The 24,233-nt window shown below is 63.7% G+C and carries 17 protein-coding genes and 2 tRNA genes; 3 read left to right on the forward strand and 16 right to left on the reverse strand.

Annotated elements, in window-relative coordinates; all coding sequences use genetic code 11:
- Positions 1 to 98: 98 nt before the first annotated feature.
- A complete protein-coding gene (locus H3H51_RS01645) occupies positions 99 to 3,404 on the reverse strand; it encodes a transglutaminase family protein (protein WP_183087278.1) in 3,306 nt (1,101 codons plus the stop codon).
- A 453-nt stretch (positions 3,405 to 3,857) separates the two neighbouring features.
- On the reverse strand, positions 3,858 to 6,155 hold the full coding sequence (locus tag H3H51_RS01650) for a YgiQ family radical SAM protein (protein ID WP_183088006.1): 2,298 nt from the start codon (positions 6,153 to 6,155) through the stop codon (positions 3,858 to 3,860).
- A gap of 182 nt (positions 6,156 to 6,337) precedes the next feature.
- On the opposite strand from H3H51_RS01650, the gene H3H51_RS01655 reads away from it, so the two are divergent.
- On the forward strand, positions 6,338 to 8,251 hold the full coding sequence (locus H3H51_RS01655) for a sensor domain-containing diguanylate cyclase (RefSeq protein ID WP_407926452.1): 1,914 nt from the start codon (positions 6,338 to 6,340) through the stop codon (positions 8,249 to 8,251).
- A 9-nt stretch (positions 8,252 to 8,260) separates the two neighbouring features.
- Here the strand turns inward: H3H51_RS01655 and alr are convergent, their stop codons facing one another.
- The 8 genes from alr to rnr all read right to left on the reverse strand — a co-directional run bounded on the left by alr (position 8,261) and on the right by rnr (position 16,674).
- Complete coding sequence (gene alr, locus H3H51_RS01660) at positions 8,261 to 9,337, reverse strand: alanine racemase (protein ID WP_183087279.1); 1,077 nt, start codon at positions 9,335 to 9,337, stop codon at positions 8,261 to 8,263.
- A 139-nt stretch (positions 9,338 to 9,476) separates the two neighbouring features.
- Positions 9,477 to 10,871 carry a replicative DNA helicase gene (dnaB, locus tag H3H51_RS01665; protein WP_183087280.1) on the reverse strand — a complete coding sequence of 465 codons (1,395 nt, stop codon included), beginning with the start codon at positions 10,869 to 10,871 and terminating at the stop codon, positions 9,477 to 9,479.
- A 169-nt stretch (positions 10,872 to 11,040) separates the two neighbouring features.
- On the reverse strand, positions 11,041 to 11,487 hold the full coding sequence (gene rplI, locus H3H51_RS01670) for a 50S ribosomal protein L9 (protein WP_183087281.1): 447 nt from the start codon (positions 11,485 to 11,487) through the stop codon (positions 11,041 to 11,043).
- Between the two features lie 22 nt (positions 11,488 to 11,509).
- Positions 11,510 to 12,391 (reverse strand): hypothetical protein, encoded by an 882-nt coding sequence (locus H3H51_RS01675; RefSeq protein ID WP_183087282.1) that lies wholly within the window; start codon positions 12,389 to 12,391, stop codon positions 11,510 to 11,512.
- A 36-nt stretch (positions 12,392 to 12,427) separates the two neighbouring features.
- Positions 12,428 to 12,658: a 30S ribosomal protein S18 gene (rpsR, locus tag H3H51_RS01680; protein WP_021701047.1), complete on the reverse strand. Its 231-nt coding sequence runs from the start codon at positions 12,656 to 12,658 to the stop codon at positions 12,428 to 12,430.
- 28 nt (positions 12,659 to 12,686) lie between these two features.
- On the reverse strand, positions 12,687 to 13,109 hold the full coding sequence (rpsF, locus tag H3H51_RS01685; protein ID WP_183087283.1) for a 30S ribosomal protein S6: 423 nt from the start codon (positions 13,107 to 13,109) through the stop codon (positions 12,687 to 12,689).
- A 254-nt stretch (positions 13,110 to 13,363) separates the two neighbouring features.
- Positions 13,364 to 14,110, reverse strand: a complete 747-nt coding sequence (gene rlmB, locus H3H51_RS01690; RefSeq protein WP_183087284.1) for a 23S rRNA (guanosine(2251)-2'-O)-methyltransferase RlmB — start codon at positions 14,108 to 14,110, stop codon at positions 13,364 to 13,366.
- A complete protein-coding gene (rnr, locus tag H3H51_RS01695; protein ID WP_183087285.1) occupies positions 14,107 to 16,674 on the reverse strand; it encodes a ribonuclease R in 2,568 nt (855 codons plus the stop codon). Before rnr ends, rlmB begins: the two co-directional genes overlap by 4 nt.
- Before the next feature lie 208 nt (positions 16,675 to 16,882).
- On the opposite strand from rnr, the gene H3H51_RS01700 reads away from it, so the two are divergent.
- Both H3H51_RS01700 and H3H51_RS01705 read left to right on the forward strand, forming a co-directional pair.
- Positions 16,883 to 16,969, forward strand: a tRNA-Leu gene (locus H3H51_RS01700).
- A gap of 108 nt (positions 16,970 to 17,077) precedes the next feature.
- Positions 17,078 to 17,164 (forward strand) — tRNA-Leu (locus H3H51_RS01705).
- A gap of 99 nt (positions 17,165 to 17,263) precedes the next feature.
- On the opposite strand, the gene H3H51_RS01710 is transcribed toward H3H51_RS01705, so the two are convergent.
- From H3H51_RS01710 to hflK, 6 genes are all read right to left on the reverse strand, one after another.
- On the reverse strand, positions 17,264 to 19,198 hold the full coding sequence (locus H3H51_RS01710; protein ID WP_183087286.1) for a methyl-accepting chemotaxis protein: 1,935 nt from the start codon (positions 19,196 to 19,198) through the stop codon (positions 17,264 to 17,266).
- A 151-nt stretch (positions 19,199 to 19,349) separates the two neighbouring features.
- On the reverse strand, positions 19,350 to 20,645 hold the full coding sequence (locus tag H3H51_RS01715; protein ID WP_183087287.1) for an adenylosuccinate synthase: 1,296 nt from the start codon (positions 20,643 to 20,645) through the stop codon (positions 19,350 to 19,352).
- Positions 20,646 to 20,700: 55 nt separating this feature from the next.
- Entirely contained in the window at positions 20,701 to 21,888 is a 1,188-nt protein-coding gene (locus H3H51_RS01720; protein WP_183087288.1) for an ATP phosphoribosyltransferase regulatory subunit, read from the reverse strand.
- A gap of 35 nt (positions 21,889 to 21,923) precedes the next feature.
- The gene (locus H3H51_RS01725) at positions 21,924 to 22,109 is read right to left on the reverse strand and encodes a DUF2065 domain-containing protein (RefSeq protein WP_183088008.1); all 186 of its coding nucleotides are present in this window, start codon (positions 22,107 to 22,109) and stop codon (positions 21,924 to 21,926) included.
- Positions 22,110 to 22,220: 111 nt separating this feature from the next.
- Entirely contained in the window at positions 22,221 to 23,090 is an 870-nt protein-coding gene (hflC, locus tag H3H51_RS01730) for a protease modulator HflC (RefSeq protein ID WP_183087289.1), read from the reverse strand.
- The gene (gene hflK, locus H3H51_RS01735) at positions 23,090 to 24,232 is read right to left on the reverse strand and encodes an FtsH protease activity modulator HflK (RefSeq protein ID WP_183087290.1); all 1,143 of its coding nucleotides are present in this window, start codon (positions 24,230 to 24,232) and stop codon (positions 23,090 to 23,092) included. The genes hflC and hflK overlap by 1 nt, the downstream gene beginning before the upstream one ends.
- Position 24,233 lies beyond the last annotated feature (1 nt).

Genomic DNA, 24,233 nt, shown 5'->3' on the forward strand with positions numbered 1-24,233 from the left:
GCTCTGTTTGTGTAGGAGCCAGCTGGCTGGCGATCTGCGGTGTCGTCACCGGGATCGTCAGCCAGCTGGCGCCTACAGGGCGCGCGCCCCAGGCGGGATCACACCCGCCGCAGATCCAGGGTCATCGGCAGTTCATTATTGTTGATTGGCGGCACTGCCGTCAGCACACCCGGACTATGGCCGTGGCGGAAGAAGCGCGCCAGGCGCCGGCTTTCGGCCTCGTAGGCGTTGACCGGCAGGGTGTCGTAGTTGCGCCCGCCGGGGTGGGCGACATGGTACTGGCAGCCGCCCAGGGAGCGGTTCATCCAGGTATCCACCAGGTCGAACACCAGCGGCGCGTGCACGCCGATGGTCGGTTGCAGGCAGTTCGGCGGCTGCCAGGCGCGGTAGCGCACGCCGCCGATGAACTCGCCGACCTTGCCGGTGGCTCGCAGCGGCACCGGTACGCCGTTGCAGGTCAGTACGTAGCGATCCGGGGCCAGGCCGTCGAGGCGTACCTGCATGCGCTCCAGCGACGAATCGACGTAGCGCACGGTGCCACCGGGGGCGCCCTCCTCGCCCAGCACATGCCAGGGTTCGAGGGCCTGGCGCAGCTCCAGGCCGATGCCCTTGACCTGATAGTCGCCGACCTTGGGGAAGCGGAACTCCAGGTGTGGCGCGAACCATTCGGCGCGCACCGGGTAGCCGCAGGCATTGAGTTCGTGCACCACATCGTTGAAGTCCTGCTCGATGAAGTGTGGCAGCAGGAAGCGATCGTGCAGCTCGGTGCCCCAGCGCGCCAGCTTCGGCGGCTGGTAGGGCTCGTCCCAGAAATGCGCCACCAGGCCACGCAGCAGCACCTGCTGGGCCAGGCTCATGCGCGCATGGGGCGGCATCTCGAAGGCGCGCAGTTCGAGCAGGCCGAGGCGGCCGCTGGCACTGTCCGGCGAATACAGCTTGTCGATGCAGAACTCGGCGCGGTGGGTGTTGCCGGTGACGTCCACCAGCAGGTTGCGCAGCAGGCGGTCGACCAGCCAGGGCGGGCACTCGTGGCCCGGCTCGGGCATTTGCGCGAAGGCCACTTCGAGTTCGTAGAGGGCATCGTTGCGCGCCTCGTCGACCCGTGGCGCCTGCGAGGTCGGGCCGATGAACAGGCCGCTGAACAGGTAGGACAGCGATGGGTGGTTGTGCCAGTAGCTGATCAGGCTGCGCAGCAGGTCCGGGCGGCGCAGGAAGGGCGAGTCCGCCGGGGTGGCGCCGCCGAGGACGAAGTGGTTGCCGCCGCCGGTGCCGGTGTGGCGCCCGTCGATCATGAATTTCTCGCTGGTCAGGCGCGTCTGCCGTGCCGCCTCGTAGAGAAATTCAGTGCGTTCGACCAGCTCGCCCCAGTTGGCCGAGGGGTGGATGTTGACCTCGATCACGCCCGGGTCCGGGGTGACGCGGAAGTTGCTCAGGCGCGGATCGCTGGGCGGCTCGTAGCCTTCCATCAACACCGGGCAACGCAGCTCGCGGGCGGTGGACTCGATGGCGGCGACCAGCTCGAGGTAATCCTCCAGGCGCTCCAGCGGTGGCATGAACAGGTACAGGCGGCCGTCGCGCGGCTCGGCGCACAAGGCGGTGCGTACGATGTCGGTGGCCGACTCGAATTTCTCCGGCGCCGGGTCCTGCCAGTCATCATCTTCGGCGTGTTTCTGCGGGAACAACGGCATGCGCAGCTGCGCCTGGATCTGCGACTGCGCCGGCAGCACGGGGAATGCCTGGTTGGGGTCGGCCGCGTGCACGTAGGGGTAATCGGACTCGGCGACCCAGGGCTGCGAATCCAGCGGCAGCCGGTAGCCCATCGCCGAGTCGCCCGGCAGCAGCCGGCAGTGTTCTTCGCGCAGGTACCAGGAACCGCTCAGCCACTGCTCGCCGTCCAGGCTGCGGGCCAGGGGGATGACATGCCCGACCACTTCGCCCAGGCCGCGGCTGAACACCTTGCGCAGGCGGTCGCGCTCCAGCGGGTCGGCCAGGCGCGGATCGTCCGGGGTGACGTTGCCCGGCAGCTTGCGCTCGCGCCACAGGTAATAGAGCCAGTCCTCGTAGGCCGGGAAGGCATGCTCGGCGGAAACCCCGAGGTGCCCGGCCAGGGTCGCCAGGAAGCGTGCGGCCAGGCGCGCATCGGCGCCGTAGTAGCGGGTTTCGTCGGCATACAGCGCCGGGTCCTGCCAGATCGGCTCGCCATCCTTGCGCCAGAAACAGTTCAACGACCAGCGCGGCAGTTGCTCGCCGGGGTACCACTTGCCCTGGCCGAAGTGCACCAGGGCATTCGGTGCGTAGTGGCTGCGCATGCGGTGGAACAGCTCGGCGGCCAGGCGCCGCTTGTTCGGGCCGAGGGCTGCGGTATTCCACTCCGCGGCGTCGGGGTAGTCGATGGCGACGAAGGTCGGCTCGCCGCCCATGGTCAGGCGCACGTCCTGATCCTGCAGTTCGATGTCGATCTGCTCACCGAGGGCGAGGATTTCCTGCCACTGCTCCTCGCTGTAAGGCTGGGTGACGCGCGGCGCCTCCCAGACCCGCTCGACGCGCATCTCGTGGCCGAACTCGACTTCCGCCTCGTCTACCGCTCCGCTGATCGGCGCCGCCGACGAGGGCTCCGGGCTGCAGGCCAGCGGGATATGGCCTTCGCCGGCGAACAGCCCGGAGGTCGGATCGAGGCCGATCCAGCCGGCGCCCGGCAGATAGACCTCGCACCAGGCGTGCAGGTCGGTGAAGTCGACGTCAGTGCCGGACGGCCCGTCCAGCGCCTTCACATCGGCAGTGAGCTGGATCAGGTAACCGGAGACGAAGCGCGCCGCCAGGCCGATATGACGGAAGATCTGCACCAGCAGCCAGGCCGAGTCGCGGCACGAGCCGGAGCCCTTGATCAGGGTTTCCTCGGGGCTCTGCACACCTGGTTCCATGCGGATCAGGTAGGCGATGTCGGTGGACAGTTTCTGGTTCAGCGCGACGAGGAAATCCACGCTGCGCTTGGTGCTCAGGTCGAGTCCTTCGAGGTAGCGGGCAAACTCCGGCCGGGCCGGACGCTTGACCAGATAGGGCGCCAGCTCGAAGCGCTCGGCGGCGGTGTAGGTGAAGGGGATTTCCTCGGCATAGGGTTCGAGGAAGAAGTCGAAGGGGTTGAACACCGCCATCTCGACGACCATGTCCACCGAGACCTTCAGCTCGCGGGTCTTCTCCGGGAACACCAGGCGCGCCAGGTAATTGCCCTGCGGGTCCTGCTGCCAGTTGATGAAGTGCTCGCCCGGCTCGACCTTGAGGGCATAGGAGAGGATGCGCGTACGGCTGTGGGGTGCTGGACGCAGGCGCACGATCTGGGGGCCGAGGTTGACCAGGCGATCGTAGCGATAATGGGTAACGTGATGCAGTGCGACATGAATCGACACGGCGGGCCTCCTGCAAGCCAGGGCGATACCTGAGCTGCGCAAGAGTTATGCCAGTAGCCTTTGCACGGTTTCAGCGGGCTGTAGGGCAGGTGCAGCACCACAACAGGGCGACGCCCAACAGCGGGGAGCGGCGACGCACAGAAAAGGCGCCTGGCCGCGCGGCCACCGTCGGGCTTCGCCGCGCGCGCCCACCATCAGCCGCCTACAAACTGCGTCTTCGTGATTGATGGATAGTGCAGCCAGGTTTTCCAGCCCGTCATCCCCGCGAAGGCGGGGATCCAGCACAGGCAGCGCCGCGCCCCTTGCCTTACCGAGTCGAGTCGAGCCCTCTGGGTCCCCGCCTGCGCGGGGACGACGGGGAAGAGGGTTGGGCCACGGTGCGACACCACCATCACAGGCTTACCGGCAGTGTCTTTGGTCGCTCCCACGCTCGGCGCGGGAACCCTCTAACACTCAGCGCGGCGCGTACTTCGGCGCAGGCTTCTTCTTGCCGCCCTTCTTCTCGTCCGCGCGCTCCTTGGCCGCAGCCTTGTTGCGCGCCTGGGCGGCGGCCTTGGCTTCCTCGCGCTTGTCCCACGGCTTGCTGCCATCAGTGGCGCGCGGCGGCAGGCCGGTGTGCTGGGTGAGGATCTTGGTGGTTTCCTTGGCGACCTTGTGGCTACCGGCCGGCGTCGAGTTCTTCCGGCGCGCGCTCTGGTAGCTGTCGGTCGCCGGCTGGTGCAGCGGGATCAGCTGGTTCTTGCCCGACCCGATCAGATCAGCGCGCCCCATGCGGGTCAGCGCCTCACGCAGCACCGGCCAGCCTTTCGGATCGTGATAACGCAGGAAGGCCTTGTGCAGGCGGCGCTGCTCCTCGCTCTTGACGATGGTCACGCCGTCGCTCTTGTAGCTGACCTTGCGCAGCGGGTTCTTGCCCGAGTGGTACATGGCCGTGGCAGTGGCCATCGGCGACGGGTAGAAGGCCTGCACCTGGTCGGCACGGAAGCCGTTGCCTTTGAGCCACAGGGCCAGGTTCATCATGTCTTCGTCGGTGGTACCGGGGTGGGCGGCGATGAAGTACGGGATCAGGTACTGCTCCTTGCCCGCCTCTTTCGAGTACTTCTCGAACATGCGCTTGAACTTGTCATAGCTGCCAATGCCCGGCTTCATCATCTGGTTGAGCGGACCTTCCTCGGTGTGCTCCGGGGCGATCTTCAGGTAGCCACCGACGTGGTGGGTGACCAGCTCCTTCACATACTCCGGCGACTCGACGGCGAGGTCGTAGCGCAGGCCGGAAGCGATCAGGATTTTCTTCACGCCCGGCAGCGCGCGGGCACTGCGGTACAGCTGGATCAGCGACGAATGGTCGGTGTTCAGGTTCGGGCAGATACCGGGGAACACGCACGACGGCTTGCGGCACGCGGATTCGATTTCCGGGCTCTTGCAGGCGATGCGGTACATGTTGGCGGTCGGCCCGCCGAGGTCGGAAATCACCCCGGTGAAGCCCGGCACCTTGTCGCGGATCTCTTCGATCTCGCGAATGATCGACTCTTCCGAGCGGTTCTGGATGATCCGCCCTTCGTGCTCGGTGATCGAGCAGAAGGTGCAGCCGCCGAAGCAGCCGCGCATGATGTTGACCGAGAAACGGATCATCTCGTAGGCCGGGATCTTCGCCTTGCCGTACGCCGGGTGCGGGATGCGCTGATAGGGCATGCCGAACACGTAGTCCATCTCTTCGGTGGTCATCGGGATGGGTGGCGGGTTGAACCACACATCCACCTCGCCATGCTTCTGCACCAGCGCGCGGGCGTTGCCCGGGTTGGTTTCCAGGTGCAGCACGCGGTTGGCGTGGGCGTAGAGAACCGGGTCGTTGCGCACCTTTTCCATGGACGGCAGGCGGATCACGGTCTTGGCCCGGGTCATCTTCGGGCTGGGCAGCAGCTCGACGACTTTGGCCTCGTTGGGGTCTTCCTGCGGACCTTTTTCCTGCTCGATGGCGCAGGCGGCAGTGTCCTGGGTATTCACGTACGGGTTGATGATCTTGTCGACCTTGCCCGGACGATCGATACGGGTGGAGTCCACTTCGTACCAGCCCTGCGGCGTATCGCGGCGGATGAACGCGGTGCCGCGCACATCGGTGATCTCTTCGATCTTCTGGCCGAACGACAGGCGCTGGGCCACTTCGACGATGGCGCGTTCGGCGTTGCCGTACAGCAGGATGTCGGCGCAGGCATCGATCAGGATCGAGTTGCGCACCTTGTCCTGCCAGTAATCGTAATGGGCGATACGGCGCAGCGAGGCCTCGATACCGCCGAGCACGATCGGTACGTGCTTGTAGGCTTCCTTGCAGCGCTGGCTGTACACCAGGCTGGCGCGATCCGGGCGCGAGCCGGCCAGGCCGCCCGGAGTGTAGGCGTCGTCGGAGCGGATCTTCTTGTCGGCGGTGTAGCGGTTGATCATCGAGTCCATGTTGCCGGCGGCGACGCCGAAGAACAGGTTCGGCTCACCAAGCTTCATGAAATCGTCTTTCGACTGCCAGTTCGGCTGGGCGATGATGCCGACGCGGAAACCTTGCGATTCCAGCAGCCGGCCGATGATCGCCATGCCGAAGGACGGATGGTCCACATAGGCATCGCCGGTGACGATGATGATGTCGCAGGAATCCCAGCCAAGCTGATCCATCTCTTCCCGGCTCATCGGCAGGAAAGGCGCGGGCCCGAAACATTCGGCCCAGTACTTGGGATAGTCGAACAGCGGCTTGGCGGCTTGCATCGGGATGACCAGCATGGAATTTCAGGGGCGCGGAATATAGCACAAAAAATGTACAGAGTCCGAGTAGCACGCTCAGTCGCTGTGCCCCCGACAGAGCACGGGATTTGAGATCACACTCACGGCTATACTCGCCCAGATAAGAAATCAGCCCGGCCAGGAGCCGTGTACAAGGAGCCGTAACGGTGCGACGCATTTCCCTGCAAGCGCTGCTGTTGGTCGCGTGCCTGCTGAGCCTGGCCGGCCAAGCCTTTGCCGACACCGTGCTGCTGCACAAAGGCAGCAGCGGGCAGTCGCTGAACAAACATATCGAGCTGCTGGAAGACCCCAGCGGCACGCTGGACATCGCCGACATGGCCGACCCGGCCGTGCAACAGCGCTTCGTTCCCGCCGCCGGCCGTGCCTCGGTCGGGCAGACGCGCAACCCCTGGTGGATCAAGGTCAGCCTGCAAGCGGCCAGAGAAGCGCCACAACAGTGGTGGCTGGAAGTCGGCTCGGTGACCCAGCTCGACCTGCGCCTGTACCAGCCCAATGGCGCCGCTGGCTGGCAAGCGCACGAGTCCGGCGAGCGCGTCAGCTACGCCGCCGGCCGTGACCACGATTACCGCCACATGCTGTTCAAGCTGCCGGCATTGAGCGAGTCGCCGCAGACCTTCTACCTGCGCAGCTACGACCCGGCCGGCAACTCCTTTCCCCTGCGCATCTGGCAGCTGGATGACCTGACCCAGGTAGCGACCGATGAAAACCTCGCCCTGGGCGTGGTCTACGGCATCATCGCCGCCCTGCTGCTGTACAACCTGTTCATCTTCTTCAGCCTGCGCGACTCGGCCTACTTCTGGTACGTGCTGACCACCGCCGGCGCCCTGCTGATGATCCTCAGCATGAGTGGACATGGCTTCCAGCACCTGTGGCCAGACAATCCCGTACCGTTCTGGCTGGATCGCGTCACCCTGCCCTCGATCTGGGGCTTCTGCGCCTGCCGCTTCACCCAGACCCTGCTGCAGACCCGCCGCCATGTGCGCTGGGCCCACCACCTGCTGACGTTTGCCTGTGTCTGCTACGTTTTGGCGATCGGCCTCGAAGGCCTGGACCAACGCTACGCCGCCGCCTGGATCATCGCCCTGCTGTCGCTGACCAGCATCCCCGCCGCGCTCGGTGCCGCTGTGATCCGCTGGCGCCAGGGCTACTTCCCCGCCCTGCTCTACCTCTGCGGTTACGGCCTGATCCTCAGCAGCATCAGCCTGGCGTTGATGCGCGCCACCGGCCTGGTGCAACCGGCCACCTGGAACGCCTATGTCTTCCCCCTGTCGGTGGCCGCCGAGTCGATCCTGTTCTCCTTCGCCCTGGCCTACCGCATCCAGATGCTCAAGCAGGAGCGAGGCGAAGCCCTGGTGCAGGCTGACCGCGAGAAAACCGCGCGCCTGGCGCAGATGCAGACCAGCGCCGACGAGCTGCAAAGCGCGGTCAAGCAACGCACCGCCGAACTGGCCCAGGCCAACCAGCGCCTCAGCGAACGCGAGCTGGAACTGCAACATGCGGCCTTCCACGATCCACTGACCGAACTGCCCAACCGCCGCTACCTGATCGAGCGCGCGGAAACCGCGCTGGCAGATGCCGAGCGCCGCGAAGAATCGGTAGTGCTGATCCTGATCGACCTCGATCACTTCAAGCCGATCAACGACCGCTACGGCCACGATGCCGGCGACCTGTTGCTGCGCAGCATCGGCCAGCGCCTGCGTGAGCATGTGCGCGCCAACGACATGGTCGCGCGCCTGGGTGGCGATGAGTTCGCCGTACTGATCTGTGGCGCCGATGCCCAGCAACACGCCCAGGAAATCGCCGGACGCCTGCTCTGCGAGCTGGCCAAACCGGTGCTGTATGGCGCCAACCGCCTGACCGTGACCATCAGCCTCGGCGCCGCGCTGTACCCGCAGCACGCACAGCAGTTCGCCAGCCTGTACAAGGCCGCCGACGAGGCGCTGTACCAGGCCAAACAACAGGGACGCTCGGGTTACGTGATGCAGGGCAGCGACGGCAAGCTCAGCCAGCAGGCCTGTCTGGAACTGGACGTACTGAAAGTGCCCAGCGGGCTGATCTGAAGCGAGGCGCTAAGCCAGGTAGCGGCGCGGCACCCGCGCCGTGACCTTGGTCAGCAACTCGTAGCCAATCGTGCCGGCGGCCTGGGCCACCTCGTCGACCGGTAGGTACGCGCCCCACAGCTCCACCGCAGCACCGACCTGCGCATCCGGCAGGTGGGTCAGATCGACCGCCAGCATGTCCATCGACACCCGCCCGACCAACTCGACACGCTGCCCATCCACCAGCACCGGCGTACCGCTCGGCGCATGCCGTGGGTAGCCATCGGCATAACCGCAACTGACCGTACCGATGCGCGAGGGCCGCTCGGCCACCCAGCTCGCGCCATAACCCACGCTCTCGCCCACCGCCACGTCGCGCACGGCAATCAGCTGCGCCGTCAGGCTCATCACTGGCTTCAACCCCAGTTCGAGCACCGAAAGATCGGCAAACGGCGTGGCGCCGTAGAGCATGATGCCGGGGCGCAGCCAGTCCATGTGCGAGGCGGGGATGGTCAGCAGGGCGGCGGAGTTGGCCAAGCTACGCTGGTCAAAATCCAGGTCGAGCAGATCGAGAAATACTTCCACCTGCTGCTCGATCAGCGGATGGGCGCGCTCATCGGCGCAGGCGAAGTGGCTGAGCAGGTTCAGCTCGGCGACCTGCGGCGCATTGCGCAGGCGTGCATGCCAGTCGCGCACCGCCTGCGGCGACAGGCCCAGGCGATGCATGCCGGAATCCAGCTTGAGCCAGACATTCAACGGTTGCGGCAACGCTGCCGCCAGCAACGCGGCCGCCTGCTCGGCGCCTTGCACGACGATATCCAGGCGTAGCTGCGCGGCGATCGGCAGCTCCTCGGCAGCGAAGCAGCCTTCCAGCAGCAGGATGCGCGCCTCGCCATGCAGCGCACGCACCTCGGCCGCCTCTTCCAGGCTGGCCACGGCAAAGCCGTCAGCCTCGTCATGCAGCGCCGTGACCACTTCGCGCACGCCATGCCCGTAGGCATTCGCCTTGACCACCGCAAACGCCTGACGACCCGGCGCGCAGCGCTTGGCCAGCGCGTAGTTATGGCGAATGGCGGCCAGATCGATGGTGGCGACTAGAGGACGCATGACACAGGCTCCGGGTAAACGAAAACGGGCGCCCATCTTAACCGCTGGGCGCCCGCTTTCATTGATCTGAGCCATGGCGTAGGACACTGCGCCGGTGTGAACCAGCCCGTAGAAGCACTACGGGTTACAGCCTGACGAGTTATTCCTCGTCGAACTGATAGGTACCCGGTGCCAGGTTCTCGAAACGCGAGTACTTGCCGAGGAACGCCAGCCGCGCCGTGCCCAGTGGGCCGTTACGCTGCTTGCCGATGATGATCTCGGCAACGCCCTTGTACTCGGTCTCGGGGTGATACACCTCGTCCCGGTAAACGAACATGATGATGTCGGCGTCCTGCTCGATTGCCCCGGATTCACGCAAGTCGGAGTTGATCGGGCGCTTGTTCGGCCGCTGCTCCAGCCCCCGGTTGAGCTGCGACAGGGCGATCACCGGGCAGTTGAATTCCTTGGCCAGGGCCTTGAGCGAGCGCGAGATCTCGGAGATCTCGTTGACCCGGTTGTCGCCGCTGGAGCCAGGGATCTGCATCAGCTGCAGGTAGTCGACCATGATCAGGCCGATCTCGCCGTGCTCGCGGGCCAGGCGCCGGGTGCGCGCACGCATCTCCGACGGGCTGATGCCGGCGGTGTCGTCGATGAACAGCTTGCGGTCGTTGAGCAGGTTGACCGCCGAGGTCAGGCGTGGCCAATCGTCGTCGTCCAGGCGGCCGGCACGGACCTTGGTCTGGTCGATGCGACCGAGCGAAGCGAGCATACGAATAACGATAGATTCCGACGGCATCTCCAGCGAGTAGACCAGGATCGCCTTGTCGCTGCGCATCAGGGCGTTTTCCACCAGGTTCATGGCGAACGTGGTCTTACCCATGGAGGGACGACCAGCAACGATCACCATGTCGGCCGGCTGCAGGCCGCTGGTCAGGTTGTCCAGGTCGCCGAAACCGGTAGACAGGCCGGTGATCGCGTCGCCGTTGTTGAACAGCGAGTCGATGCGATCGATGGCCTTGACCAGGATGTCGTTGATGCCCACCGGACCGCCGGTCTTCGGCCGCGCTTCGGCGATCTGGAAGATCAGGCGTTCGGCCTCGTCGAGGATTTCCTCACCGGTACGCCCCTGCGGCGCATAGGCACTGTCGGCGATATCCGCACTGATGCCTATCAGCTGGCGCAGGGTGGCGCGCTCGCGAATGATCTGCGCATAGGCCTTGATGTTGGCCACCGACGGGGTGTTCTTGGCCAACTCGCCGAGGTAGGCCAGGCCGCCGACCTGCGGCAACTGGCCTTCCTTGTCCAGCTGTTCGGCCAGGGTCACCACGTCGAACGGCGAGTTGCGCTCGGCCAGCTTGAAGATGGCGCGGAAGATCAAGCGGTGGTCATGCCGATAGAAATCGCCATCGGATACCTGATCGAGCACCCGCTCCCAGGCATTGTTGTCCAGCACCAGGCCACCCAGCACGGCCTGTTCGGCCTCGATCGAATGTGGCGGCACTTTGAGTGCGGCGGTTTCCAGATCGTACTGTTGAGGGACGCTGATGTCGTTCATGGCACCTGTGATTCCAATGCGCGAACGCTTTTGCAAAGGGGGCTCTGGGCGCAAACGCGCTTTGCAAAAGGCTCTTCCAGAATGAAAACGGGCACGGCACTGCAGATGCAATGACGTGCCCGATTGTCAGCAGGCCTGCGCGTCAGCGCAAGCCCGCAAGTCGGCTGACTTATGCAGCTACGACAACAACCTTGACGGTTGCTTCAACGTCGGTGTGCAGGTGCACAGCTACGTCGAATTCGCCAACCTGGCGAATGGTGCCGTTCGGCAGACGAACTTCAGCCTTGGCCACTTCAACGCCAGCGGCGGTGAGGGCATCAGCGATGTCGTGGGTGCCGATGGAGCCGAACAGTTTGCCTTCGTCGCCAGCGGTGGCAGTGATGGTCACTTCCAGCTCAGCCAGTTGGGCAGCGCGAGTTTCAGCAGAAGCTTTCTTCTCGGCAGCAGCCTTTTCCAGTTCAGCGCGACGAACTTCGAACGCAGCAACGTTCTCAGCGGTAGCAGCGGTAGCTTTGCCCTGCGGCAGCAGGTAGTTACGGCCGTAACCAGCTTTGACGTTGACCTTATCGCCCAGGTTGCCCAGGTTGGCGATTTTTTCCAGCAGGATAACTTCCATTTGGGTCTTACCTCTTGAACTTTTAACCTTCACCGTTCGCGGAGCCGGCGCCGTTCTTGCGCGCCAGGCGACCACGAAAATCAATCAGACTGTCGACGATGGCCACGGCCACCAGTAACGGATAAATCAGCTGCATGAACAGCAGCAGCGCCACGTACAGCCCCACCAGCCAGAACCGGGCCAAGCCCAATCCGTGCAGCAGAGCCAGCCCGGCAAACGCCAGCGGCACACTGCACAGCGGCGTCAGCATGGCCAGCTCAACCCCGAGATTCGGGCCGATGAGCATGACCAGCAACAGACCGAAGGCCAGTGCCGGCGGTAGTCGCAAGGCGCTGAATTCGCGCCCGAAACCACCCGGGTTGTACAACGCCGCCTGCCAGTAGCGCCCAAGCATCAGGCACAGCAGGCTGACGATCTGCAGCAGCGCCGCCATCAAACCGGTGAGTACCGGTGCAATCAGTGCCTCCAGGCGCGCTCGCTCATCTACCGAAAACTGCTGGTAGACCCCTTCGAGCATCTGCGGCATGAGCTTATGCAGCTCGCCAGCCAGATCCGCGATGGGTTCGCGGAACACCGCCCCCAGAACCACGCCATACACCAGGCCCAACGCCATGCTGCCAAGCAGCACGCGTACCCAGGAGTGGCCGGCGCGCAACAACAGCGCCAACCCCAGCGAGCCCAGCAACACCATCAAGGTGCGCGGTTCGCCGAAATGCCACCAGACCAGAGCCGGCAACATCGCCCAGGCAAGGATGCCAATGGCATCCTTCGGACCCCGCCGCAGCAGCACTAGGCAGCTGGCAGCGGCACTCAACCAGAACAACAGCGGCACTGCCGCCGAACCGACCACCACCAGGGTGGCCTGCATGCGGCCGCGCATGATCAACTCAGCCAAGGCACGCATGCGGTTATCCCTTACTACTCAGTCGACTGACTGTTATCAACGGCCGTGGCTGTCGGTGTAGGGCAGCAGGGCCAGGTAGCGGGCGCGCTTGATAGCGACAGCCAGCTGACGCTGGTACTTGGCCTTGGTACCGGTGATACGGCTAGGAACGATCTTGCCGGTTTCGGAGATGTAGGCCTTCAGGGTGTTGAGATCCTTGAAGTCGATCTCTTTCACGCCTTCGGCGGTGAAACGGCAGAACTTACGACGACGGAAAAAACGTGCCATGACAGTGGCTCCTCAATAGATCCGTGGATTACTCGTCAGCGTTGTCGTTGCTGTCGCTGTTGTCGCCGTCTTCGCCTTCGGCGGAGTCGGTTTCAACGCGATCGCGACGCTCACGACGCTCACTGCGGTTTTCCTCAGCCTTGAGCATCTCGGACTGGCCGGTAACGGCTTCGTCGCGACGGATGACCAGGTTACGGATCACGGCATCGTTGTAGCGGAAGTTGTCTTCCAGCTCGGCCAGGGCTTTGCCGCTGCACTCAACGTTCAGCATCACGTAGTGAGCCTTGTGAACATTGTTGATGGCGTAAGCCAGTTGGCGACGGCCCCAATCTTCCAGACGATGTACTTTGCCGCCGTCTTCTTCGATCAGCTTGGTGTAACGCTCGACCATGCCGCCGACTTGCTCGCTCTGGTCCGGGTGAACCAGAAAGATGATTTCGTAATGACGCATGAATGCTCCTTACGGGTTGTAGCCTGCCAACAAAAGATGGTCAGGCAAGGAGTGAATGACTCGTTTGATCTTGCCGGGCGGTGGGCGCGCAAACGCCTGCCGTCACAGCAAGGGGCGACATTCTAGAGAAGCCCCCTGCCGGGCGCAAGGCGAACTGGTGATTATTTGAACAGCGCAAGCCCGCCAAAAATAGCCGGCGCGACGCAAACCGGCGCCCTGAGGCGCCGGCTTTCCAAGCACGATCTCGCGACGAGCTAGCGCTTGGCCTGGCGCTGACGCACAGCTTCGAACAGGCAGATGCCGGTCGCCACGGACACGTTGAGGCTGCTGACGCTGCCGGACATCGGCAGCTTGACCAAGTAGTCGCACAGGTCACGCGTCAGGCGCCGCATGCCCTTGCCTTCCGCGCCCATGACCAGCACGATCGGCCCGGTCAGGTCCTGCTGATAGACGTCCTGCTCAGCCTCGCCGGCAGTGCCGACCACCCACAGGCCACGCTGCTGGAGCTTCTCCAGGGTACGCGCCAGGTTGGTCACGGCAACCAGCGGAATCACTTCGGCAGCGCCGCAGGCGACTTTACGCACGGTCGCATTGAGGGTCGCCGACTTGTCCTTGGGCACGATGACCGCCAGCGCACCCGCCGCATCAGCGGTACGCAGGCACGCGCCCAGGTTGTGCGGATCGGTCACCCCATCCAGCACCAGCAGCAACGGCGGACCGTCACGGCGGTCGAGCAACTCCTCGAGCATCGCCTCGCCCCACACCTGACTGGGGCTGACTTCCGCCACCACCCCCTGATGCACGCCCTCGGCCCACTCATCCAGCTCGCGCCGGTCTTTCTGCCCCACTGGCACTCGATTCTGCCCGGCCAGTTCGAGCAGCACCTGCACGCGCGGGTCCTGCCGACTCTCGGCCAGCCAGAGCTGCTTGACCCGCTTCGGGTGATGACGCAGCAGGGCCTCTACGGCGTGCACGCCGTAGACTTTTTCCAGCTGACTCATGGCTTGGCCTTGCGCTGACGAGACTTGCTCGCGGCAGCCGGCGCAGAGCCTGCCTTCGGAGCGCCCTTGCGATGGCTCGGCGCTTTCTTCGCCGCACCATCCGACGCACGACCCGCGGCAGGCTTGCTGCCACCCGACTTGGCGCCCGACAGCAGCGCCTTCTTCAGGTCGCGGCTCTTCTGCACGTCCGTATTGCCAGCAACGGCACCGGTCGCACTCTTGCCACGACGAGCACCCTTGTCAGCCGACGCCTTCTCGGCCGCCGGCTCGCCACGCGCGCCGCTGCGCTTGCGCCCGACTGGCGCATCGATAGCTGCCTGGGACATCTCGAAGTCGATCTTGCGCTCGTCGAGATCGACGCGCATGACCTTCACTTCCACGCTGTCGCCAAGACGGAAACTGCGCCCGCTGCGTTCGCCAGCCAGACGATGGTGGACCGGATCGAAGTGGTAGTAGTCGCCCGGCAAGGCCGAGACATGCACCAGACCTTCGACATAGATGTCCTTGAGCTCGACGAACAGACCGAAACCGGTCACCGCCGTGATTACACCCTCAAACGTCTCGCCGACGCGATCCTTCATGAACTCGCACTTGAGCCAGTTGACCACGTCGCGGGTTGCTTCATCAGCGCGCCGCTCGGTCATCGAGCACTGCTCGCCCAACTGCTCCAGCGCCGCCTCGTCGTACGGATAGATACGCGCCTTGGGCATGCTCACCGCACCGGCGCGCCGCACATGCGGGGTGTCCATCTTGGAGCGGATCACACTGCGAATGGCACGATGCACCAGCAGATCCGGGTAGCGACGGATCGGCGAAGTGAAGTGGGTATAGGCTTCGTAGTTGAGACCGAAGTGACCGTTGTTGTCGGCGCTATACACCGCCTGGCTCAGCGAGCGCAGCATCACGGTCTGGATCAGGTGGAAGTCCGGCCGCTCGCGAATGCTCTGCAGCAGCTTCTGGTAATCCTTCGGCGACGGACCTTCCTTGCCCTTGTGCAGCACCAGGCCCAGCTCGGTAAGGAAGGCCTTGAGCTTCTCCAGGCGCTCCGGCGGCGGACCGTCGTGCACGCGGTACAACGAAGGCACTTCGTGCTTCTTCATGAACTGCGCGGTGGCGACGTTGGCCGCCAGCATGCATTCCTCGATCAGCTTGTGTGCATCGTTGCGCTGGGTCGGGCGGATCTCCGCGATCTTGCGCTCGGAGCCGAAGATGATGCGGGTTTCCTGGGTCTCGAAATCGATGGCGCCGCGCTCGTGACGGGCAGCCAGCAGCACCTGATACAGGGAGTACAGCTGCTTGAGGTGCGGCAGCACCTCCTTGTACTCCGTACGCAGGGACTTGCCTTCACTGCTCTTCGGCTGCTCCAGCATGTAGCTGACCTTGTTGTAGGTCAGGCGCGCATGTGAGTGGATCACCGCTTCGTAGAACTGGTAATCGACCAGCTTGCCGGCCTTGGACATGGTCATTTCGCAGACCATGGCCAGGCGATCGACATGCGGGTTCAGCGAGCATAGGCCGTTGGACAGCTCCTCCGGCAGCATCGGCACGACGCGCTCGGGGAAGTACACCGAGTTGCCGCGCTTGGTCGCCTCTTCATCCAGCGCCGAACCGACCTTGACGTAGTGCGACACGTCAGCGATGGCGACATAGAGCTTCCAGCCACCAGAAAACAGCTTCCAGGCGCTGCTGTTTTTCTCGCAATAAACCGCGTCATCGAAGTCGCGCGCGTCCTCACCATCGATAGTCACGAACGGCAGATGACGCAGGTCGACGCGCTTCTCTTTATCCGCTTCTTCCACATCGGGCTTGAGCTTGCGCGCTTCCTTGATCACAGCCTCGGGCCAGACATGCGGAATATCGTAGCTGCGCAGAGCAACGTCGATTTCCATACCCGGAGCCATGTAGTTGCCGACCACCTCGACAATATCGCCCTGCGGCTGGAAGCGCGCAGTCGGCCAGTGGGTGATCTTGATCGCGACGAACTGACCGACCTTGGCATTACCAGCACGCCCCGGCGTGACCAGCACTTCCTGCTGGATCTTCGGGTTGTCGGCCTCGACGTAGCCGATGCCGGCCTCTTCGAAGTAGCGACCGACGATGGTCTCGTGCGCACGCTCGATCACTTCAACAATGGCGCCTTCACGGCGACCTCGCCGATCCAGGCCGGCAACCCGTGCCAGCACGCGATCGCCATCGAAGACCAGGCGCATCTGCGCCGGGCTGAGGAACAGGTCGTCGCTGCCGTCATCGGGAACCAGGAAGCCGAAACCATCACGGTGACCGCTGACGCGACCACGGATAAGGTCGAGCTTGTCCACCGGCGCATAGGTGCCGCGACGGGTATAGATAAGTTGACCGTCACGCTCCATGGCGCGCAGGCGACGACGCAGGGCTTCTTCCTGGTCTTCGGTGGTCAGACCCAGCTCGGCCAGCAACTCTTCACGAGCAGCGGGCGAACCACGCTCGGACAAGTGCTGCAGAATCAGCTCACGGCTGGGGATGGGATTTTCGTATTTTTCCGCCTCGCGGGCGGCCTCAGGGTCGAGGGATTGCCAATCGGCCATTAAGTGAAATTACCTTTACGCTTATATATAGATGTGTGTGCCATGTGCCTATTGAAGCGCGAAACGGCATCGAGGGTCAGCTTTTCCAACGACAATAATTTTTTTGCCATCAGGGGTTTACAAGAAAAAAGGCCGCCCGTATTATTCGCGCCCACAACGTTGCTGAGACGTTGTACCACGGAAACGCCGAGCAATCATCGTTTCCCGTGCCCAGGTGGCGGAATTGGTAGACGCACTAGGTTCAGGTCCTAGCGGTGGCAACACCGTGGAAGTTCGAGTCTTCTCCTGGGCACCATTATTCAGCAACCGAGCCGATGGCTCGGTTTCGTTTTCACGGAGCAGCAACGCCGTACCGACCAATCGGTAGCCGCTGCAAAAAGTCGATGAGCAATTATCGCAATGTGCCCAGGTGGCGGAATTGGTAGACGCACTAGGTTCAGGTCCTAGCGGTGGCAACACCGTGGAAGTTCGAGTCTTCTCCTGGGCACCACTCTTCAAGACAAAACCGAGCCCCTGGCTCGGTTTTGTCTTTTCTGGCCTCTGAAAACCGCAGATAGAGGCGAGCTCATGCAAGCTCGCCTCTACGCCATCAGACCTTGAATTGAGCAAAGCTGGCCTTGAGCTGGGCCACCAGCCCATCCAGCACCCGACCACTGGCTGCCGTCTCGCTGACTTCACGCGCCGCACGCTGCGCCTCGGCATGAATCACTTCGACCCGCCCGCGCACCGCACTCGCACCCTCAGCCTGATGCGCCGCCGCCCGACTGGCGGTATCGATGGCGCCATGCACCTCATCCACCGAAGCCTGCACCGACTGCTGTAGACGCGCACTGTCGCGCAATGCCTGCATTCCCTGCGCCGCCTGCTCGCCCGCCTGGCCGATAACCGCCACCGCCTCACGCGCGCCCTGCTGCAATGCGGTGATATGCGCCTGAATATCGCCCGTGGATTGCTGAGTCTTGCTGGCCAGCGCCCGCACCTCGTCCGCCACCACGGCAAAACCGCGCCCGCTTTCACCCGCACGCGCTGCCTCGATCGCCGCGTTCAGCGCCAATAGGTTGGTCTGCTCGGCGATGGACTGAATAACCGTGAGCACCACTTCGATCTGCTCACTCTGCCGCGCCAGGCGCTCGATCACCGCCGAGCCGCTGTCCACCCGAGCCACTAGCGCCTCAATCAGCCCACCCACCTTGGTGGCAATCGCCGCATTCTCGTGCGCTGCCTGGCGAATCGCTGCAACCCGCTGCTGAGCATCATGCATTGCCTGACTTTCCGCCTGGGCCGCGCCCGCCATATCCTCCAGCGCACGCAGGCTGCCCGCCACCTCGTCACGCTGCCGCGCGGAAGCCGCTTCGGCCGCCGCACTGCGCTGCGCCAGGCTACGTATTTCTTCGCCGGTACGCAGGGCCACATCGCCCGCCTCACGCACAATCGGCTGCAGCTTGGCGATGAACCGGTTGACCGCATCGGCCATGTCGCCGACTTCATCGTCACTATCCAGTTGCACACGGCGTGTCAGGTCGCCCTCACCCGCCGCCAGATCCTTCAAGGCGGCGATCAACAACTGCAGGCGACTGAGCACCCGCCAGCCCAGCACCAGCGCCACCGCAACCAAGGCCAGCACTCCGACCACCAGCAGCCCAACGGCAATCCGCCACCGCAAACTCTCGGCCGCCTTCTGCACCGTCTCACTGCCATTTTCGGCCATATCCTGAGTGGCCTTTTCGGCCAGCTTCAGACGCTGCTGCAGCGCTCTGGTACTTTCCTGCGCCGCACCCGCCAGACTGCTGTCGACCAACTCGCCCGCATTGCCGACCAGCGTGGCGAAGCGCCCGTCCAGAGCGGCCAATTCCTTCTCCACGCCATCCAGAGAAAGCCCCAGCTGGACCTTGCCGATCGGCGCGCCCATCGGGTTGATTTCGACTTCAACCATATGCACCCGCGCATCACGCGAGGCCGCATCCACCAGGCGCTCGAGCGGCGTCTTGCCCTGCCCGGCCGCCACCAAGTCACGCACCTGCTGACTGCTGCGATTGAAGTTGCGGGTCAGGCGCTGCCCCTGAGCGTCGTAATACACGGCAAACAGCACTGCCGGATCACGCTGGACAATGCGCGTGAAGGCAGTCAGCGCAGGCACGTCGTTATCCCAGATGGCCTTGGGCGCCACGCCAGCCAGCAGCTGCGCCATGGAGTTGCCGGATTGCTTAAGGTTCTCCTCCAGCACCTGGCGCAACTGCACCTGCTCACCCTTCAGCTGACTGGTCAGGCCACCACCCAGGCGCTCGCGCGTATTGGCCGACAAGGCCGCCAGGCCATCACTCATCTCGCGCTCAGCCTTGCCCAGCTCACCAGCCAGGCGCTCGCTTTCACCACCGAGGCGCTGAGTCAGGTCCTGCACCAGGTCGTCGACGGTCGCGCGCGTCAGCCATACCGCCAGGCCGACCTGCACCAACATGGCGACACCCAGCGCGATAAACACCGGCCGCAGCAAGCGACTGCGTAACAACGAAAATAGAACGGACACTGCTCAACTCCTTCCGCCAGAGCTATCCATGTCACTGCATCGACCATGGATTGCAAAGCTGTAACTCAAAGCAAGGTATAGGCCAGCCAGACAGCTTTGGCACAAAAGCAAAAGGCCGCTCGAGAGCGGCCTTTTGTGTTCACCCGAGGACTCAGGCGAAGGGATGACGCAGCACGATGGTCTCGTTGCGATCCGGCCCGGTGGAGATGATGTCGATCGGCGCACCGACCAGCTCCTCTACACGCTTGATGTAAGCGCGCGCGGCAGCCGGCAGCTCCTCAAGGCTCTTCGCCCCCAGAGTCGACTCGCTCCAACCCGAAAGCACTTCATACACCGGCTGCAGACCGATATAGCTATCGGCGTCGGTCGGCGCATCGACCAGCAGCACGCCCTGGGCGTCCTTGTAACCGGTGCAGATGTTGATGGTTTCCAGGCCATCGAGTACGTCCAGCTTGGTCAGGCACAGGCCGGAGATGCTGTTGATCTCGATGGCGCGACGCAGGATCACGGCATCGAACCAGCCACAGCGACGAGCACGACCGGTGGTCGAGCCGAACTCGTGGCCGCGCTTGGCGAGGAATGCACCGGTTTCGTCGAACAGTTCGGTCGGGAACGGACCGGAACCGACACGCGTGGTGTAGGCCTTGGTGATACCGAGGATGTAATCCAGGTACAGCGGCCCGAAACCGGAGCCGGTGGCCGTGCCGCCAGCAGTGGTGTTGGAACTGGTGACGTAGGGGTAAGTACCGTGGTCGATATCCAGCAGCGAACCCTGCGCGCCCTCGAACATGATGTCCTTGCCCGCGCGACGCAGCTCGTGCAGGTCAGCGGTAACGTCGGTCATCATCGGACGCAGCAGTTCGGCAAAGGCCATGCACTCGTCGAGCGTGGTCTGGAAGTCGACCGCCGGCTCTTTGTAGTAATTGACCAGCACGAAATTGTGGTAGTCCAGCAGCTCGCCGAGCTTGGCGGCGAAGCGCTCGCGGTGGAACAGGTCGCCGATACGCAGGCCGCGACGGGCCACCTTGTCTTCGTAGGCCGGGCCGATACCACGACCGGTGGTACCGATCTTGGCGTCACCACGGGCCTTCTCACGCGCCTGATCGAGCGCCACGTGATAGGACAGGATCAGCGGGCAGGACGGGCTGATACGCAGGCGCTCGCGCACCGGCACACCCTTCTCTTCCAGCTTGGCGATTTCACGCATCAGGGCGTCGGGGGCGACCACCACACCGTTGCCAATCAGGCACTGCACGCCTTCGCGCAGGATGCCGGACGGGATCAGGTGCAACACGGTCTTCTCGCCATCGATCACCAGGGTGTGGCCCGCATTGTGGCCACCCTGATAACGCACAACCGCAGCCGCCTGCTCGGTCAGCAGATCGACGATCTTGCCCTTGCCCTCATCACCCCACTGGGTGCCCAGGACCACGACATTCTTACCCATAACACTTTTCCTCTTTGCGGAAGCTCGATGCCGGCCGCAGCCGGCGGAAAACTCGTCAGGACGCCAGCGGCGCCACTTGCCAACGCCCGTCGCGCAGCTGCAGCAGGCGGTCGCAACCAGCCTCGCTCGCCGCGGCGATTTCCTGCCCAGGCAATGCCTGCACCACGCGTACGCCTTCACGACGCAGGCGCTGCACGGCTTGCCACAGATAGACATCGTGGCTGTCCGGCGCCCAGATACCGGCGACCGGCTCGTCGACCTGCATATCCCCTAGGGTCACCAGGGTCTTCAGGTCAGTGGAGAAACCAGTGGCCGGGCGCGCCCGGCCGAAATCGGCACCAATGTCATCATAGCGACCGCCCTGGGCGATGGACTGGCCAACACCCGGCACGAAGGCCGCGAACACCACACCGGTGTGATAGTGATAGCCGCGCAGCTCGCCGAGGTCGAAGTACAGCGGCAGCTCCGGGAAGCGCAGCTCCAGCTCGTCGGCAATCGCTACCAGCTCATCAAGCGCAGCATGCACTTCGGCCGGCGCCTCGACCAGGCAGGCCTGCGCCAGCTCCAGCACTTCACGACCGCCACACAGCTCGGCAAGCGCGCGCAGCATGGAGGCCAGAGTCGGCTCGACATGCTCGGTCAGCGCCGCCACTTCATCCACGGCCTTGCGCTGCAGCGCGTCGAACAACTGCTGCTCGACCTCGCCGGATAGCCCGGCGGCACGCGCCAGGCCGCGATAGATGCCGACATGCCCGAGATCCATGTGCACATCCGGCACATTCGCCAGCTCGAGCATATCGAGCATCAGGCTGATCACTTCTACATCGCTAGCAGGGCTGGCATCGCCATACAGCTCGGCACCCAACTGGATCGGGCTGCGCGAGGTGGACAGCGCACGCGGCTTGGCGTGCAACACGCTACCGGCATAGCACAGCCGACTCGGCCCTTCGCGACGCAGGGTGTGGGCGTCGATGCGCGCCACCTGTGGCGTGATATCGGCACGAAAGCCCATCAGGCGGCCAGATTCGGGGTCGGTCACCTTGAAGGTGCGCAGATCCAGATCCTGGCCAGCTCCGGTGAGCAGGGATTCGAGGTATTCGATGTGCGGCGTCACGACAAACTCGTAACCCCAGCGCTGGAACAGGTCCAGCACCTGGCGGCGTGCCGCCTCGATGCGCGCCGCTTCCGGCGGCAGAACTTCTTCGATGCCATCTGGCAGCAGCCAGCGGTCTACCGTTGCCATTTCGCCATTCCCCTCTCGGTCCGGGCGGCAAGCCTTCAGTGAAGCAGATACAGGAGGGCGGTCCCCAGCAGCATGCTGGCCAACCCAATCAGGCGCAGGTGGCGATCAGGCAGCTGTACCAGCTGCGCAAGCGCTCCGCGCCAACGTCGCGGATAGAGGAAGGGCAAGACGCCTTCCAGCACCAACATCAGGCACAACGCAATGCCAAATTCCTGCAACATGATTCCCGCAGACGCAAAAAAGCCGGGCTTTTTACCCGGCTGACCCATGATAACACGTTTTCCCTGACGGTCACCCCGACGGGCCGAACGGCCACGCCGGGGTGCGCAAGATCAAGGCTTGGAGTTCTTCAGGTAGCGGAAGAATTCGCTGTCCGGATCCAGCACCATCACATCGCCCTTGCTCGAGAAGCTGTCGCGATAGGCGCCCAGGCTGCGGTGGAATGCATAGAACTCAGCATCCTGACCGTAGGCCTTGGCGTAGATGGCCGCAGCCTTGGCATCGCCATCACCGCGTACTTCTTCAGACTCGCGATAGGCCTCAGCGAGGATCACCCGCTTCTGCCGGTCGGCGTCAGCACGAATACCCTCAGCCAGCTCCTTGCCCTTGGCGCGGTGCTCGCGCGCCTCACGCTCACGCTCGGAACCCATACGGTCGAATACGCTGCGATAGACCTCTTTGGGCAAGTCGATAGCCTTGACCCGGACGTCAACCACCTCGATACCCAGCTCTTTCTGCGCCATGCCGTTGAGCGACTTGGTAATGGCAGCCATGAGCGCATCACGCTCACCGGACACCACTTCGTGCAGCGAGCGGGTACCGAACTGGTTCGACAATGCCGAGACCAGGCGCTGCGACAGGCGATCGTCAGCAATCTGCTTCTCGCCGGAAGTCGCGGTGTAGAAACGCTCGGCATCCGCCACCCGCCACTTGGCATAGGCATCGACCATCACCGCTTTCTTCTCCAACGTCAGCACGCGCTGAATCGGCGACTCCAGGGTCAGCAGGCGCGCATCAAACTTGCGCACCTTGTTGACGCCAGGAATCTTCACATGCAGACCCGGCTGTACATCGGCGTCCTGGATCTTACCGAACTGCAAGAGCACGGCCTTTTCCGTCTGGTTGACGATGTAGAAGCAATTCCACGCCAACACAGCAAGAACCAACCCTCCGATCAGGGCAAACAGCGATTTATTGCTCATCAGCGGCTCTCCCTTGAACGCAGGTCACGCTGCTCCAGCCCGCCCACGATCCGCGTGGTCGCATCGCCGCTTGCGGCTGGCGCGGCAGCATTTGCTGCACCACCGGTGCGACCTTCGATCATCTTGTCCAGCGGCAGATAAAGCAGGTTGCTCTGTCCATCCTTGCCGGTAACCAGCACTTTGCTGGTGTTGCTCATAACCTGCTGCATGGTGTCCAGATAGAGGCGCTGACGCGTCACTTCCGGAGCCTTGCGGTATTCGGCAACCAGCTTGGTGAAGCGATCCGCCTCACCCTGGGCGCGCGCCACCACCTCATCGCGATAACCGTTGGCATCCTCGATGACACGCTGGGCCTGACCGCGAGCCTCAGGCACCACGCCGTTGGCATAGGTTTCCGCCTGGTTCTTCTCGCGCTGCTCGTCTTCACGGGCACGAATCACGTCATCGAACGCATCCTTGACCTCGGCCGGAGCCGTGGCGCGCTGGATGTTGACCTGAGTCACGATGATCCCGGTACCGTAGCTGTCGAGGAAGTCCTGCAGACGCTTGCTGACCTGCAGCGCCATCTGTTCACGACCCAGGGTGATCACCTCATCCATCGAGGTGGAACCGGCTACGTGACGCAGCGCGCTCTCGGTCGCGTGCTGCAGACTCACCTCAGGCTGATCGACGTTCAGCACGAAGTCTTTCAGGTTGCTGATTTTGTACTGCACGGTCAGCGGCACTTCGACGATGTTCTCGTCTTCGGTCAACATCTGCCCCTGCTTGGAGAAGGTCCGCTCACGGGTAACGTTCTCCTGGAACTTGGTGTCGAACGGCGGGAAGTAGATGTTCAACCCCTGCCCCACAGTCTCGTGGTATTTGCCGAGGCGCAGGATCACTGCCTGTTCCTGAGCATCGACGATATAAACGGCATTCCACAGCCAGACCGCCAGCAGCACGAGCAGACCGATACCAAGCAGGCCAAAACCGCCACCCTGGACCCCGTCACGTTTCTTGCCGCCACCGAAAATGCCGTTAAGGCTCTCCTGCAGCTTGCGGAAGGCTTCGTCGAGATCCGGCGGGCCCTGTCGACCACCGCCTTTGCGGCCGCCCCAGGGATCCTGATTGTTCGAGTTGCCACCCGGCTCATTCCAAGCCATA

Source organism: Aquipseudomonas ullengensis (assembly GCF_014174475.1).
Lineage (GTDB): Bacteria > Pseudomonadota > Gammaproteobacteria > Pseudomonadales > Pseudomonadaceae > Aquipseudomonas > Aquipseudomonas ullengensis.

Excerpts from the sequence above, each read along its gene's own strand:
- rpsF (WP_183087283.1), bottom strand. The coding sequence starts at position 13,109 with ATGCGTCATTACGAAATCATCTTTCTGGTTCACCCGGACCAGAGCGAG.
- hflC (WP_183087289.1), bottom strand. The coding sequence starts at position 23,090 with ATGAGCAATAAATCGCTGTTTGCCCTGATCGGAGGGTTGGTTCTTGCT.
- hflK (WP_183087290.1), bottom strand. The coding sequence starts at position 24,232 with ATGGCTTGGAATGAGCCGGGTGGCAACTCGAACAATCAGGATCCCTGG.
- rplI (WP_183087281.1), bottom strand. The coding sequence starts at position 11,487 with ATGGAAGTTATCCTGCTGGAAAAAATCGCCAACCTGGGCAACCTGGGC.
- H3H51_RS01725 (WP_183088008.1), bottom strand. The coding sequence starts at position 22,109 with ATGTTGCAGGAATTTGGCATTGCGTTGTGCCTGATGTTGGTGCTGGAA.
- H3H51_RS01715 (WP_183087287.1), bottom strand. The coding sequence starts at position 20,645 with ATGGGTAAGAATGTCGTGGTCCTGGGCACCCAGTGGGGTGATGAGGGC.
- H3H51_RS01720 (WP_183087288.1), bottom strand. The coding sequence starts at position 21,888 with ATGGCAACGGTAGACCGCTGGCTGCTGCCAGATGGCATCGAAGAAGTT.
- alr (WP_183087279.1), bottom strand. The coding sequence starts at position 9,337 with ATGCGTCCTCTAGTCGCCACCATCGATCTGGCCGCCATTCGCCATAAC.
- rpsR (WP_021701047.1), bottom strand. The coding sequence starts at position 12,658 with ATGGCACGTTTTTTCCGTCGTCGTAAGTTCTGCCGTTTCACCGCCGAA.
- H3H51_RS01675 (WP_183087282.1), bottom strand. The coding sequence starts at position 12,391 with ATGCGTGCCTTGGCTGAGTTGATCATGCGCGGCCGCATGCAGGCCACC.
- rlmB (WP_183087284.1), bottom strand. The coding sequence starts at position 14,110 with ATGAGTCAGCTGGAAAAAGTCTACGGCGTGCACGCCGTAGAGGCCCTG.
- dnaB (WP_183087280.1), bottom strand. The coding sequence starts at position 10,871 with ATGAACGACATCAGCGTCCCTCAACAGTACGATCTGGAAACCGCCGCA.
- rnr (WP_183087285.1), bottom strand. The coding sequence starts at position 16,674 with ATGGCCGATTGGCAATCCCTCGACCCTGAGGCCGCCCGCGAGGCGGAA.
- H3H51_RS01650 (WP_183088006.1), bottom strand. The coding sequence starts at position 6,155 with ATGCAAGCCGCCAAGCCGCTGTTCGACTATCCCAAGTACTGGGCCGAA.